A 14,282-nucleotide genomic window follows, 5' to 3' on the forward strand; every position below is an offset into this window, starting at 1 on the left:
GCAGGAGAAAGTGTTATAATTCCCGAAAAAAAGGAACGATATGGAGTGCGAATTCCCGACGGTAAACGCCAACAGCGATGAGATCAAGGCGATGTTCGAAGCGACCAAGACGATCGCCGTTCTCGGGCTCTCCCCCGATGAGAGCAAGGACAGCCACCGTGTAGCGAAATACCTCAAAGAGGCGGGCTATAAGATCGTTCCTGTCTACCCCAAAGAGGAGGAGATCCTCGGCGAAAAGGTCTACCGCTCCCTGGCTGAGATCCCATTCGAGGTCGATATGGTCGACATCTTTCGCAAGCCGGCGGCCCTGGATGCCGTCGCGGACGCCTGCATCGCGCGCGGCGATGTGAAGTTCTTCTGGGCCCAGAAGGGGATCGTCAATAACGCGGCTGCCGAAAAAGCGGAAAAGGCGGGGATGAAAGTCGTTCAGAACCACTGCACGATGGTCGAACACCGCCATCTTTTGGGATAGTACCGTTGTTCCCTTTCAGCAAGATCGAACAGGCCGCCGAACGCATCGGCGGCGTCGTGACGAAGACCCCCTACGCCTTTGCGCCCTATCTCAGTGAAATGAGCGGCTGCGAGGTCTACCTCAAGAAGGAGAACCTCCAGATTACGGGTGCGTTCAAGATCCGGGGTGCCTACAACAAGATCGCGTCGCTCAGCGACGCGGAACGCGCGCGCGGTGTGGTGGCGGCGAGTGCGGGCAACCATGCCCAGGGAGTGGCGTACTCCGCGTCGCAGTTCGGGATCCGTGCCGTCATCGTGATGCCCGAATCGACGCCGCTGACCAAGGTGGACGGTGTGCGCCATTTCGGGGCGGAAGTCATCCTGCACGGCAACAACTACGACGAGGCCTACGCCCATGCCGTCGCTTACGGTACGGAGCACGGGCTGGAGTTCGTCCACCCCTTCGAGGATGACGAAGTCATTGCCGGACAGGGGACGCTGGGGCTGGAACTGCTGGCGGCGGGCGAACGTCCCGACGCGGTGGTCGTCCCCGTCGGCGGCGGCGGACTTATCAGCGGCGTTGCCGCCGCGGTGAAGCAGATTGATCCCTCCATCGAGGTGATCGGCGTCAGCGCGACCGGCGCACCGGCGATGCGCCAATCCTTTGAAGCGAAGCGGCCGATCGACACGACCTCGGTCCGTACCATCGCCGACGGGATCGCGGTGCGCGACACCTCGCCGAAGACCCTGGCATACATCCTGGAGAGCGTCGACCGTTTTATCGGCGTCGACGACGAAGAGATCGCCAACGCGATCCTCTTTCTGCTGGAAAAGCAGAAGCTCTCGGTCGAAGGGGCCGGTGCCGTCGGCGTTGCGGCGCTGCTGCACAAAAAACTGCCGCACCTCGTTGGTAAAAGGGTCGCCGTCGTGCTTTCGGGCGGGAACGTGGACGTCACGCTGCTCTCCGTTATTATCGAGAAGGGTCTGCTCAAATCGTTCCGGAAAATGAAACTGACCGTTACTCTTGTCGACCGCCCTGGGTCGCTGATGCAGCTGACGGAACTGCTCAAATCCCTCAACGCGAACATCGTGCATATCGCCTACGACCGCACCTCGACGGATCTTGACTACGGGGATGCCAACGTAACGATCCACCTGGAGACGAAGGGCGAGGCGCATCAGAACGAGATTCGCGACCTCCTTCACCACCACGGCTATCTCAGCCAGGAAGGGCACTGACCTCTATGGCCAAAGTCGTTGCGATCGATCTGGGGTCGAACACCTGCCGCGCCATCGAATACGATTGTGCGACGGGCACCTTCGGCCGCGAATGCGAACGGATCGTCAAGACCGCAGACCGAATGCACGAGACAGGCCGTATAGACGAGGGCGCGGTCGAGCGGGTGATCGAAGCGCTCAAAGAGGCGGACGCACTGTTCGACCTGAAGAAGACACCCTACCACGCCGTCACGACCGCGGCCATGCGCATGGCGCAGAACAGTGACGAAGTACTTGCGCGGATTGCCGGGGAGACGGGGGTGCGGTTCGAGGTGATCGATGCCGACCGGGAGGCGTTTTACGCCCTGACGGCGGCCCGCGCGCGCCTGGCGGAACTCGGGATGTCGTCGGAATCGCTCTGCATGATCGACATCGGCGGCGGCTCGACGGAGGTGATCTTCCATCAAAACGGCGAGACGGTCTCAAAGAGTTTTCCCATCGGCATCGTGACGGTGGCCCAGCAGTGCGAAGACCCCGCGGAGATCAGGACCTTTGTGCAGCTTCAACTGCTGCGTGAGGTGTACATTTTTGTGGATACCTACATCATTACCAAGGGACGCCCCCTTACCTTCGTGATGACGGCCGGGACTCCGACGACTATTGCCGCATTCCTGCAGGGAATGACCTACGACAGTTACGACCCCTCCAAGATCAACGGCTACAGACTCAGCAGGCCCGATTGCGAGAAAGCGCTGCAGGAACTGCTGGCGCTGGACGATATGACACGCACGCTTTATGTCGGTGTGGGACGCGAGGCGCTGATCGTCGCGGGGATCGTGATCGTCGAGCTCTTCTACGAAGTACTCGACTACAATGACGCAGTCGTGATCGACGACGGAGTGCGCGAAGGGGTGGCAATAGACTTTTGCAAGGAGGGGGAACGCTAAATCCCTCTTTCCCCCTTATTTAAGCGAAAAACTTACCCCTGTTTAACGATTAATCGACTATAATTACCCCATTTTTATTTATGGGTATCTTCAGCTTTCTGCGCGTATCTCAGAGCGGTTTTGACGTATGAGATTTTCTTTGTTTCCTGCGAAGGCCTGGCTTGGGCCAAGTCAAGAAGGGAACGGAGGAGAGATCGTACGTCAAAACCCCTCCCGTAGGGCACTGCAGCGAACAACATACTCTGCGTTGCCGCTTTTTGACTTGGCTCAAGCCAGGCCATCAAAGCGTCGCCTTGATTATGCCTTTCGCTGCAGTGCTGAGACCGTGAAGAAAGCTGGAGATACCCATTATTTAGATAGAGTCTCGGAACCGATAGAACACTGTGCTATCTACGAGACGTTTTTACGAGGAGAAAGCCATGCAGATGAGTGGCGCACAGATGGTCATTGAGGCACTGAAACACGAAGGGGTCGATACCGTATTCGGTTACCCCGGCGGTGCCATCATGAACGTCTATGACGAAATATACAAACAAGATGATTTCCAACATATCCTGACCCGGCACGAGCAGGCGGCCGTGCATGCGGCGGAAGGGTATGCGAAGGTAACCGGTAAGGTCGGCGTGGCGATGGTCACGTCCGGTCCGGGCTTTACCAACGCCGTGACGGGAATCGCCGATGCGTATATGGACTCCATCCCTCTCGTCGTTATCAGCGGGCAGGTCCCGATGTCGCTGATCGGAACGGATGCGTTCCAGGAGATCGACTCCGTCGGTATCAGCCGTTCGTGTACGAAGCATAACTACCTTGTCACCGATGCGGCGGACCTTCCGCGCGTCCTGAAAGAGGCCTTCTACCTCGCCGCGACCGGGCGGCCGGGACCGGTCCACGTCGACATTCCCAAAGACGTTACCGCACAGATCGCCGAGTTCGACTACAGCAGACCGGTAGAGATGGAGACCTACAAGCCGACGACCAAAGGCAATGCCCGCCAGATCAAAAAGGCGATCGAGGCTATTGCCGCGGCCAAGCGCCCGCTGCTCTACCTCGGCGGCGGTATCATCAGCGCCAATGCGGCGGACGAAGTCCGTGCCTTCGCGAAAATGACGGGCATTCCGGCGGTTGAAACCTTCATGGCCCGCGGGACGATGGGGGCGGACAACCCGCTCGTGATTTCCATGCTGGGGATGCACGGCTCCTACGCTGCCAACATGGCGATGAGCGAAACGGACCTGGTCATCGGCCTGGGGGCCCGTTTTGACGACCGTGTTACCGGGAAGCTGAGCGAGTTCGCGAAAAACGCCGACATTATCCATGTCGACATCGACCCCGCGAGCATCTCCAAGCTCGTCAACGCGGAGTACCCGATCGTCGGGGACGTCAAGTACGTCGTCGAAGAGATGACGACCCTGGCAAAGGGTAAAGTCGATCCGGAACGTTATGCCCCGTGGCTGGAGACGATCGACCACTTCAACAAACTGCATCCGCTGGGCTACGAAGAGGAAGCGGGTACGATCAAACCGCAGTGGGTCATCGAGCGCATCGGGCAGCTGCTGGGTGAAAAGGCGAACATCAGCACCGACGTCGGCCAGCATCAGATGTGGACGGCTCAGTTCTACCCCTTCTCGCGGCCGCGCCAGTTCATCAGTTCCGGCGGTCTGGGCACGATGGGCTTCGGTTTTCCGGCGGCGATGGGGGTCAAGCGCGGCGATATGGAACGCGTCAGCATCAACGTCACGGGCGACGGCTCGATCCTGATGAACATCCAGGAGCTGATGACGTCGGTCGAGTACAAACTGCCGGTTATCAACGTCATCCTGAACAATCATTTCCTGGGGATGGTCCGCCAGTGGCAGACGCTCTTTTATGACAAGCGCTATTCGGAGACGGACCTCTCCATGCAGCCCAACTGGGTCGGGCTCGTCGAGAGTTTCGGCGGGGTCGGCTACAACGTCGAGACGAAAGAGGAGTTCGACGCCGCGCTCAAAGATGCGGTCGAGAAGAACGTCGTGGCGATGATCAACGTCAGCGTTTCGCGTTTCGAGAACGTTCTGCCGATGGTCCCGGCCGGCGGTTCGCTGTTCAATATGATGTTGGAATACAAGGATAAATGATGCAGAACGAAAGAAGAGTTGTATCGGTCATTTTACAGAACGAAGCCAGTGCCCTGTCGCGGATCACGGACCTCTTTTCGGCCCGCGGCTACAACATCGAGTCATTGACCGTCGCCCCGATCCCGGAATCGAAATATTCGCGTCTCACTATCGCGACCTCCGGTTCCGTCCGGGTGATCGAACAGATCATTAAGCAGCTGCACAAGCTCATCCCGGTCCTGCGGGTCTATGAACACGCCGATCTCGTCGAGAAGGAGATGGCGATGGTCAAGTTCCCGATCGGGGAGAACCTCTCCGATATCGAAACGCTGAGCAAAGCCTACAATGGCAAGATCGTCAATGTCGGCAACGACATGATCATCGCAATGGTCGCCGACGAGCCCAAACGCGTTTCGCACTACCTCGAAGCCGTGAAACGTTTTAATCCCAAAGAGATCGTCCGCAGCGGTACAGTGGCCCTGGAGCGCTAGGTGCGACTCTCTCTTATCGCGGAAACACTCGGTACGCCGCTGCCGGGTGAAGAGCGCGAGATTCGTGCGATGAATACGCTGGCAGAGGCGTCGGCAGAAGAACTCTCCTACCTTTCCGACAATCGCTACCTCAACTCCCTGGAAACGACAAAAGCCGCGGCCGTGCTGGTCAAAGCGGATGCCGTAGATGCCGTTCCGGAGCACTGCATCGCACTTGTCTGCGAGGATGTCTCCCTTAGCATGGCAAAGGCAACGGCACTCTTCGCCCCGCCGCTGATCGATCATGATGCCTCCGAACCGGTTATCGGAGCGGAGAGCTTCATCGACCCGCGCGCTAATATCGAGAAGGGGACGGTGATCGGCAAGGGCGTCACGGTGATGGCCGGCGCCTATGTCGGATCAGGCGTCGTGATCGGCGACGATACGGTGATCTTCCCCAATGTGACAATCTACCGCGACTGCCGTATCGGTTCGCGTTGCCGCATCCATGGCGGCAGTACCATCGGCGCGGACGGCTTCGGCTACGCGCATACGGCCCAGGGCGAACACGTCAAGATCTACCAAAACGGCAACGTCGTCATCGAAGATGACGTAGAGATCGGGGCAAACTGCTCGATCGACCGGGCGCTGTTCAATTCGACGATTGTCCGCCGTGGCGCCAAGATCGACAACAACGTGCATATCGGCCACAACTGCGACATCGGGGAGCACTGTATCTTCGTTGCGCAGGTCGGCGTCGGCGGGTCGACGCATCTGGGCCGCAACTGTGTCGTCAGCGGTCAGACGGCCTTTTCCGATCACCTCGAGATTGCCCCGTTTACGACCTTCACGGCGCGTTCGGGCGTCACAAAGTCTATCAAGGAGAGCGGTAAAATCTTCAGCGGCTACCCACTGATGGAACATCGTCTCTGGACCCGGCTTCAGAGCCGGCTGTCGAAGCTGGCCAAAGAGGGGATCAGCACCAAACGGAGGGCGAAAGCACATGAAACTGAGTGAGTTCTGCCAAAAACTCGCCATTCCCTTCAGCGGGGAGGAGCGGGAGATCAACGGTCTCAACGCCCTGCAGGAAGCGGGGCAGAATGAAGTGAGCTTTTTGGAAAATCCGAAATACGCTTCACAGCTCTCGGGAACGAATGCCGCGGCCGTGTTAGTCACGGAGGAGATGGCGAAAAACCTGCCCGAACAGTGCACTCCCCTGATCGTTGACGAACCCTATATCACACTGGCAAAAGCTTCCGCTTTTTTCGCGCCTCTTCGTCTGGAGCATGACCTGCCTGAAACCGCCGTCGGCGAAGGGACGGTGATCGAAGCGGGTGCCTTTGTCGCCAAGGGGAGCCGTATCGGAAAGCAGTGCCATATCATGCCGGGTGTTTTTGTCGGAAACAACGTTACGATAGGCGACAACACGGTCCTCTATCCCAATGTCACGGTCTACCGCGACTGCAAGATCGGCAGCGACTGTATCATCCATGCAGGGACGGTGATCGGCAGCGACGGCTTCGGCTTCGCAACGACGAAACTGGGCGAGCACATCAAGATCTATCAAAACGGCAACGTCGTCATCGAAGATGATGTCGAGATTGGCTCCAACACGACGATTGACCGCGCCGTCTTCAAGAGCACCGTGATCAAAAAAGGGGTGCGGATCGACAACCTTGTCCAGGTGGGGCACAACTGCGTCATCGGCGAATACAGCGTGCTGGTCTCGCAGGTGGGGCTTGCAGGCTCTTCCAGCCTCGGACGCAACGTTGTCATGGGCGGCCAGAGCGCGACGGCGGGCCACCTATCCATTGCCCCGTTTACGACGATCGCCGCGCGCGGCGGGGTGACGAAGAGTGTCGATAAAGCCAATGTCTACGGCGGATTCCCGCTAATGGAACACAGACTCTGGTTGAAACTCCAGGGCAAACTGGCGCGGCTGCTCAAAGCCTAGGACGCCATCGGCTTCTGCAAATGCGGGAGAGGCACTCTCTTCTTTTTTAAATCTCTAAGTGAATTGTTGTTGGACGTAGTACGAGACGGCGTGTTCCGCCGTCCCGGAAGGCAGATCAGTAGGTTTTGACGAAGTCGGCGATCCGTGCGATCCCTTCGCGGATGTTCTCGATGTCGGTGGCAAAACTGAAGCGGAAGTAGCCGTCCATACCGAAACCGAGTCCCGGGACGACGGCGACCTCTTTCTCTTCGAGCAGGCGCTTGCAGAAAGTGAGGGAGTCTTCCGTGATCTCTTTGATATTGACAAAGAGGTAGAAGGCGCCGTCCGGTGAGAGGACGGAGAGGCCGTCGACAGCGTTGAAGCGTTCGACCGCTTCGTCGCGGCGGGCCATAAAGGCCTGGCGCATCATCTCGATCTCCTCATCCGCAGAACCGTCAAGCCCTTTGAGGGCAGCGTACTGAGTGATGGAGTTGATGTTGGAAGTGCTCTGGCTCTGCAGTTTCTTCGTCGCTTTGATCATCTCCGCATCCGCAGAGGCCATATAGCCGAAGCGCCACCCTGTCATCGCGACGGATTTACTCAGCCCGTTGATGGTGACGGTACGCTGGAACATATCGTTGCTGATCGCCGCGGCGGAGGTGAACTCCCCTTTGTAGATGAGCTTTTCGTACATCTCGTCGCTGGCGACGATGATGTCGGTACCCTTGAGGACTTCTGCCAGACCTTCAAGCTCTGTTTTGGAGTAGACGGCGCCCGTCGGGTTGGACGGCGTCGTGAGGATCAGCATCTTCGTTTTCGGCGTGATGGCATTGCGCAGCTGCTGCGGTGTGATCTTGAAGCCGCTGGCATCGTCGGTCAAGATCTCGACCGGAGTGCCGCCGCAGTATTTGACCAGCTCGGGGTAGGTGACCCAGTAGGGTGCGGGGATAATCACCTCGTCGCCTTCCTGGATCGTTGCCGAAAAGAGGTTGAAGAGCGAATGCTTGGCACCGTTGTTGACGATGACCTGGTTCATTTCGTAGTGCAGGCCGTTGTCGCGTTTCAGTTTCTCGATAACCGCCTTTTTCAGTTCCGGGATGCCGTCGACGGCCGTATAGCGGGTCTTGTCGCTTTCGATGGCGGCGATAGCGGCATCTTTGATGACGCGGGGCGTACCGAAGTCTGGTTCGCCGGCGGAGAAACTCAGCACGTCCTTGCCCTGGGCACGCAGCTCTTGCGCGAGGGCCGTGACGGCGATCGTGATCGATTCGGAGAGGACATTTACTCTATCGGTCAGTTGCATTCTATGCCTTTTGGCGGGAAAAATCCCTAGTGTTAAATCCTGAAATTATACCACTATAAGCATAAGGGCAGTGTTGAAAAAGGTCTGTCGGAGCGAAATTTAAGCGCGGCGCGCTCTGAGGCGGTAAACGAGGAGGTGAAGCAGCATCGCGGCCGTCAGGGCGGCGGCGTCGACGGCGACATCGGACAACGAAGCGTAGCGATTCGGTAGAAAGGCCTGCACGGCTTCGATCATGACGCCGTAGCCGAGCAAGAGCGCACCGCGCCAGCGCCATGAAAATGCGGGGTAGGCAAAGAGATGGAGCAGATAGAGGGTAAAAAATGCGGCAAAGTGGTTGAGAATATCGCTAAAGGAAACGATCTCCGGCAGCGGCTCGTACGTCGGGATGAAGGCGAGAAGGGTGACGGTAAGCAGTGTTACGGCGAAGAGGAACTTCGCGGCGTTCATTTCATCGCTTTGAGGAAGGAGTCGTAGATATGCTCCAGCTCGAGGTCCTGTTCGAGGATTTCGGCGTTGTCCTGCATCAGGATATGCTCGAGGACGGCGACCCGCTTGAGCAGGTACTCGAAGAGCTCCTTGTCGATGTCGGGAAGTTTGTTGTGGCTGAGCGGGTCTTTGTCACGCCCCTTTTCGATGATGCGCGCCGGGATGCCGACGGCGGTGGAGTTGTCGGGAACCGGTTTGACAACAACGGAGTTCGAACCGATCTTGGCGTTTTCACCGATAATGATGTCGCCGAGCACCTTCGCACCGGCGCCGATGACGGCGTTGCTTTTGATCGTCGGGTGGCGTTTGCCCGGGGTAAGGCTGACCCCGCCCAGGGTCACGCCCTGGTAGACGAGGACGTCATCTTCGATAATACAGGTCTCCCCGATGACGACGCCGATGCCGTGGTCAATGAAGAAGCGACGGCCGATCGTCGCGCCCGGGTGGATGTCAATGTTGGTCAATACCTGGTTGATGGCCATGATGAAACGGGCGGTCCGGCGAAACCCTTTCCGGTAGAACCGGTTGGCGATACGGTACCAGGTGACGGCCCAGATACCGGGGTAGTTAAAGAAGAGTTCGAAGCGGCTGCTGATCGCGGGGTCGTTGCGGTAGACGTTCGAAAAATCTTCTCTGATCTCAGCAAACAGTCCCAATGCGAACCCCTTTATTTCGTTGTACGCAAGTAGCCGTTTTGCGCCAGAAAGTGTTTAAGTGTGGAAAGTGTATCACGGTTTTCTTCCTTTGTCATAAATTCGGATTCGGCGATACGTGTTTCAAGTTGTTTTAATACGGTGGCCGGGTCGTACTCGAGATTATCAAGGATCTCGAGGATATCTTCGGCCTCGTCGAGGTTGGTGAAGCGGTAGCCGTCGTCGTCGATCAGTACCGTCGCTTCGCTGGGATGGCTGAAGAGGTTGTGGTGCATCCCGAGGGTCTCCTGGTAGGCGCCGACGTTGAAGAAGCCGAGGAAATACTCCTCGACGTCCAGGTCGACGTCGTGCAGGTAGAGCGGCGCCGTGGGATCGAAGCCGATCTCCCCGTCACTGTCGCAGGTGATGTCCCACAGCGACGCGGCACGGATGGCCGGCTGTTCGAGCCGGTCCAGCGGCATGACGGGAAAGTGCTGTTTCAGCCCCCAATAATCGGGCATGCTCTGGAAGAATGAGCTGTTGACGAGGTAGCGCTCCTGCAGCCGCTCCTGCAGCCGTTCGATCTCGGGCAGCTGGTTGCTCTGCTTGAGGTAGAGCGCTCTTTTGATAATCAGGTGCACCAGGGTTTCCGCGTTCGAGCGGTCCTGAAGGTCGATGTAGCCCAGCTCGAAAAGCTTGAGCAGGGATTCGAGGTGGTCAAGCGCGTCGTGGAGGTACTCAATACTGTTGCCCGAGGTGAGCATGTTGTTCAGTTCGAGCAGCTCCTCGATCAGCGGCGGGTTAACCTCCTTGAGTTTGAGGGAACGCTCCTGGTAGTCGTGGGAGAAGAGCTCCAGGACCGGCGTGACGAGGACGGCGTGCGACGCGGAGATGAAACGGCCCGACTCGGTGACGATGTTGGGGTGTTCGACCCCTTTGGCCTTCATAATACCGCCGAGCAGGAAGACAACGTCGTTGGCAAACTCTTTAAGGCTATAGTTGCGCACCCGCTGCGCCGGGTGCTGGGCATATTCGACGGAGAGGCCGCCGCCGATATTGATGGCGCGCAGGGCATCCGCCCCCATCCGTTTGAGCTCGGCGTAGATGTTCCCCGCTTCGCGCAGGGCGCGCTTGAGCGGGGCGATCTCATCCATCTGCGACCCGATATGGAAGTGGAGCATCGTAAATCGGTCAAGCAGGTTGTGGCGTTTGAGCAGGTCGAAAGCTTCGAGCAGCTCGGTCGAGGTGAGGCCGAATTTGGCCTGCATCCCGCCGCTTTTGGCCCAGATGCCGCTGCCGCCGCTGTGCAGACGAATACGGATACCGATATTCGGGACGCGGAAAGAGGTGTTCTCGGCGACTTCGATGATTGATTCGAGTTCGCCGATCCCCTCGATGGTGAGGGTAATATTGTGCCCCATCTGTGCCGCGAGGAAGCCCATGGTAATCATCTCGACGTCTTTGAAGCCGTTGACGGTAATCGGTGAGCCTGTCGGGGTGTTGGCCATGGCCAGGATCAGCTCCGCCTTGGAACCGGCCTCGAGGCCGTACTTGTGATCCTTGCCCGCTTCCACGATGGACTTGACAACCTCCGGGTACTGGTTGACTTTCAGCGGATAGACGGCTTTGAAGCGCCCCTGGTAGTGGTTTTCCTCGATGGCCCGGTTGAAGTGGCCGTAGAGGGCATCGATCTGTTTGGAAATGAGGTGGGGGAACCGGAGAATAACGGGACCGGTAATCCCCTCAGAACGGATCTGCGCGGCAATATCGATGAGCGCGGGAGAGCTTTTGTAGTTGATGTGGGCTTTCCCGTCGCGAATGATGAAGTTTTGGTCACCCCAGATATCGAGTCCGTAGGGCTGTTGCATGTGTGTGCTTCCTGAAGTTAGAGTTGATCGGCCGGAATAACCGATTCGGTTTTGGTTTCGAGGTCTTTGATCCAGACCTTCCCCTTGTTGCGTTCGTTCTCACCGATCACGACACAGTAGCGTGCGCTGATGCGGTCGGCCCCTTTGAGGTGGGCCTTGAGGCCTTTGGGCGCGTATTCGACGACGACGGTGTCACCGGCGCGTTTGTCGCGGGCGAGCTGCATGATCTGGGGCAGGGACTCGGCGTCCATCGCCCCCATGTAGTAGCCGTTACGGACGGCTTCGGGCATTTTGATCAGTTCGAGCAGACGCTCGATCCCGATGGCGAAGCCGACGGCCGGAGTGGCGCGGCCGTCCAGAAACTCGACGAGGCGGTCGTAGCGTCCCCCGCCGGCCACGGCACTCTGCGCACCGATCTCGTCGCTGACGAACTCGAACGCCGTCTTGGAGTAGTAGTCCAGACCGCGGACCAGGTGGGTGTCGACTTCGTAGGCGATCCCGCCCTCGTCGAGCAGCTGCTTCAGCGTCGCAAAGTCGCTCTCGCAAGCTTCGCAGAGGTTGTCCATCAGTTTCGGTGCCTCTTTGTAGAGGATCTGGCACTTGTCGTTCTTGCAGTCAAGCACGCGGATGGGGTTGGTCGCTTTGCGGCGCGCACAATCCTCACAGATATGCTCTTCATGCTTGTCGAGAAAACCGACAAGCATCTCGCGGTACTGCGGCATGCAGTGCTGGTCGCCGAGGGAGTTGATCTTGAGGCGGTAAGAGATCCCCAGGGCCGTGAGGATATCGGCGATCATGGTGATGATCGTGACGTCCTCATAGACGGAATCGACACCGAAGCTTTCGCACCCGAACTGGTGGAATTCGCGCAGGCGCCCCTTCTGCGGGCGCTCGTAGCGGAACATCGCCCCGTGGTAGAAATAGCGGTGGATCCCCCCGGCACGGTCGAGCTTGTTCTGGACGAAAGCGCGTACGACGCCGGCGGTCCCTTCGGGGCGGAGACAGACGTCGTTCTCGCCCTTGTCGATAAACTGGTACATCTCTTTGCCGACAATGTCGCTGGACTCGCCGACGGAGCGTTTGAACAGCGCCGTCTCCTCGAGCAGCGGCGTTTCGACGTAGCTGAAGCCGTAACGCCTGGCGATGGCCGTGGCCGTTTCCAAAAAGTATTCAAACCGCACGTTGTCCGGCGGCAGTATGTCATTCATACCACGCAGGGAACGAATCATGACTCTCCTTTGGTGATGATAATTTCTTCGATCTGTTCAGTGATCGTATCGACGTCCAGCGCGGCATCGATGACGAGGGTCGGGATCCCCAGCAGCCGGGCGGCCCGCTCCAACTCATCCTGAATCGCCAGCAGGTACTCGGTGCCCCGGGACTCGATGGCATCCTGCTCTTTGCCGGCGAGACGGCGTCTGAGCTCGGGCTCTTCCAGCTTCAATACGACGGCGAAGTCGGGCAGTACCCCTCCCGTGGCAAAGCGGTTGAGGTGGAGCAGTTCGTCGGGTTCGAACGCCTGCTTGACCATGGCGTAGGCCATCCCCGAAATCACCGAACGGTCCGAGACGATCAGCTCGGAGCGGTGGGGAAGGACGACCTCCTCGATATGCTCGCTGCGGTCGGCCAGGAAGAGCAGCATCTCCGCGCGCTCGGACCGGACCCCCGTCTCCAGGAGCAGGGAACGGATCCGCTCCCCGGCCGGCGTGCCGCCGGGTTCCTTGGTGAAACAGGCATCGGGGAAACGCTCCCTCAGGGCCGCCATCTGGGTCGACTTCCCGGCGGTATCGATCCCCTCTAGGACAAGGTACATGAGTCCATTCCCCGGATGATGGCTTCCACCTCGGCGGGCAGCAGGTGCTCCGTTTTGCCGTTGAAGGTGAGCAGATTGCGCACGATGGAGGAGCTGACAAAGGCGTTTCTCAGACTGGGCATCAGGTAGACCGTTTCGACGTTCGCATCGAGCGAATGGTTCAAATAGCCCAGCTGCAATTCGTATTCGAAATCGCTGACGGCGCGCAGACCGCGGATCAGGATGTCGGCGCCGTATTCGCGCGCCAGGTCTATGGTGAGATTGTCAAAGCCGATCACCTCGACATGCTCGAGTCCCCCGACGGCGGCATGGGCCATGCTGACACGCTCGTCGAGGGTGAACATCGGCTTTTTGGTGTGCGACTCGGCGACGGCGACGATGACGCGGTCGAAGAGTTTGAGCGCCCGTGCGATGATGTCGTAATGCCCGTTGGTGATGGGGTCGAAGGTCCCCGGATAGAGTGCTGTTTTAATCATCGCTCCCCCAGCGTGTGTAAAGATCGTTTTCGATACCGATCAGGTCGAACCATTTGCCGATCATGAAGTTCTCCATGGCATCGAGGCTCTCCTGTTGCGAATAGTATGCCAGGACCGGCGGGGCGATAAAGACGCCCAGGGTTGCCAGTTTGTGCATGTTCTCCAGGGCAATGACCGAAAAGGGCATCTCCCGGGGTGCGAGCAGCAGGGTCTTATGTTCCTTGATCATCACACTCGCCGCCCGCGTGGTCAGGTTGTCCGCGATGCCGACGGCCACCTTGGCCAGCGTGTTCATACTGCAGGGGATGATCAGCATCGCATCCGCGCCGAAGGAGCCGGAGGCCAGCGGCGCGGCGATGTCATCCTCATCGTGCAGCATGACATCCTGCTCGTGGCGGAAAACCGTCTTGGCGTTTTCGGAGACGATGAGGTGCTTTTGGACATGATCCGGCAGGGCCCGGAGGGTTTTGAGTCCCAGGGAGGCTCCGCTTGCACCGCTGATGGCTATGATGATCTTCATGCACGCTCGCAAATTGAAATGGGTGCTATTTTACCACGTGGGGACTTAGGTTGCGTATGGGCTGGTAACGGAA

General features: G+C 58.5%; 15 protein-coding genes. 7 read left to right on the plus strand and 8 right to left on the minus strand.

Annotated elements, in window-relative coordinates:
- Positions 1-40: 40 nt before the first annotated feature.
- The 7 genes from LOH54_RS05140 to lpxD (LOH54_RS05170) all read left to right on the plus strand — a co-directional run bounded on the left by LOH54_RS05140 (position 41) and on the right by lpxD (LOH54_RS05170) (position 7,132).
- On the plus strand, positions 41-472 hold the full coding sequence (locus LOH54_RS05140; protein WP_231020962.1) for a CoA-binding protein: 432 nt from the start codon (positions 41-43) through the stop codon (positions 470-472).
- Between the two features lie 5 nt (positions 473-477).
- Positions 478-1,689, plus strand: coding sequence for a threonine ammonia-lyase (ilvA, locus tag LOH54_RS05145; protein WP_231020963.1), 1,212 nt, complete (start codon positions 478-480; stop codon positions 1,687-1,689).
- A gap of 5 nt (positions 1,690-1,694) precedes the next feature.
- Positions 1,695-2,615: a Ppx/GppA phosphatase family protein gene (locus LOH54_RS05150; RefSeq protein ID WP_231020964.1), complete on the plus strand. Its 921-nt coding sequence runs from the start codon at positions 1,695-1,697 to the stop codon at positions 2,613-2,615.
- Between the two features lie 419 nt (positions 2,616-3,034).
- A complete protein-coding gene (locus LOH54_RS05155) occupies positions 3,035-4,729 on the plus strand; it encodes an acetolactate synthase large subunit (protein ID WP_231020965.1) in 1,695 nt (564 codons plus the stop codon).
- Positions 4,726-5,199, plus strand: coding sequence for an acetolactate synthase small subunit (gene ilvN, locus LOH54_RS05160; protein WP_231020966.1), 474 nt, complete (start codon positions 4,726-4,728; stop codon positions 5,197-5,199). Before LOH54_RS05155 ends, ilvN begins: the two co-directional genes overlap by 4 nt.
- A complete protein-coding gene (gene lpxD / locus LOH54_RS05165) occupies positions 5,200-6,195 on the plus strand; it encodes a UDP-3-O-(3-hydroxymyristoyl)glucosamine N-acyltransferase (RefSeq protein ID WP_231020967.1) in 996 nt (331 codons plus the stop codon).
- Positions 6,182-7,132 (plus strand): UDP-3-O-(3-hydroxymyristoyl)glucosamine N-acyltransferase, encoded by a 951-nt coding sequence (gene lpxD / locus LOH54_RS05170; RefSeq protein WP_231020968.1) that lies wholly within the window; start codon positions 6,182-6,184, stop codon positions 7,130-7,132. The genes lpxD (LOH54_RS05165) and lpxD (LOH54_RS05170) overlap by 14 nt, the downstream gene beginning before the upstream one ends.
- Before the next feature lie 115 nt (positions 7,133-7,247).
- Here the strand turns inward: lpxD (LOH54_RS05170) and LOH54_RS05175 are convergent, their stop codons facing one another.
- The 8 genes from LOH54_RS05175 to LOH54_RS05210 form a co-directional block, all read right to left on the minus strand.
- Positions 7,248-8,414 carry a pyridoxal phosphate-dependent aminotransferase gene (locus LOH54_RS05175; protein ID WP_231020969.1) on the minus strand — a complete coding sequence of 389 codons (1,167 nt, stop codon included), beginning with the start codon at positions 8,412-8,414 and terminating at the stop codon, positions 7,248-7,250.
- A 99-nt stretch (positions 8,415-8,513) separates the two neighbouring features.
- Positions 8,514-8,861 carry a VanZ family protein gene (locus LOH54_RS05180; RefSeq protein ID WP_231020970.1) on the minus strand — a complete coding sequence of 116 codons (348 nt, stop codon included), beginning with the start codon at positions 8,859-8,861 and terminating at the stop codon, positions 8,514-8,516.
- Complete coding sequence (cysE, locus tag LOH54_RS05185; RefSeq protein ID WP_231020971.1) at positions 8,858-9,556, minus strand: serine O-acetyltransferase; 699 nt, start codon at positions 9,554-9,556, stop codon at positions 8,858-8,860. Before cysE ends, LOH54_RS05180 begins: the two co-directional genes overlap by 4 nt.
- A gap of 11 nt (positions 9,557-9,567) precedes the next feature.
- On the minus strand, positions 9,568-11,400 hold the full coding sequence (gene speA, locus LOH54_RS05190) for a biosynthetic arginine decarboxylase (protein ID WP_231020972.1): 1,833 nt from the start codon (positions 11,398-11,400) through the stop codon (positions 9,568-9,570).
- A gap of 17 nt (positions 11,401-11,417) precedes the next feature.
- On the minus strand, positions 11,418-12,629 hold the full coding sequence (gene hisS, locus LOH54_RS05195; protein ID WP_231020973.1) for a histidine--tRNA ligase: 1,212 nt from the start codon (positions 12,627-12,629) through the stop codon (positions 11,418-11,420).
- Positions 12,626-13,213 (minus strand): dTMP kinase, encoded by a 588-nt coding sequence (tmk, locus tag LOH54_RS05200; RefSeq protein WP_231020974.1) that lies wholly within the window; start codon positions 13,211-13,213, stop codon positions 12,626-12,628. The genes hisS and tmk overlap by 4 nt, the downstream gene beginning before the upstream one ends.
- Positions 13,198-13,689, minus strand: a complete 492-nt coding sequence (gene coaD / locus LOH54_RS05205; protein WP_231020975.1) for a pantetheine-phosphate adenylyltransferase — start codon at positions 13,687-13,689, stop codon at positions 13,198-13,200. Before coaD ends, tmk begins: the two co-directional genes overlap by 16 nt.
- Positions 13,682-14,209: a UbiX family flavin prenyltransferase gene (locus LOH54_RS05210; RefSeq protein WP_231020976.1), complete on the minus strand. Its 528-nt coding sequence runs from the start codon at positions 14,207-14,209 to the stop codon at positions 13,682-13,684. The genes coaD and LOH54_RS05210 overlap by 8 nt, the downstream gene beginning before the upstream one ends.
- Between the last annotated feature and the right edge of the window lie 73 nt (positions 14,210-14,282).

Source organism: Sulfurimonas sp. HSL-3221 (assembly GCF_021044585.1).
Classification (GTDB): Bacteria; Campylobacterota; Campylobacteria; order Campylobacterales; family Sulfurimonadaceae; genus Thiomicrolovo; species Thiomicrolovo sulfuroxydans.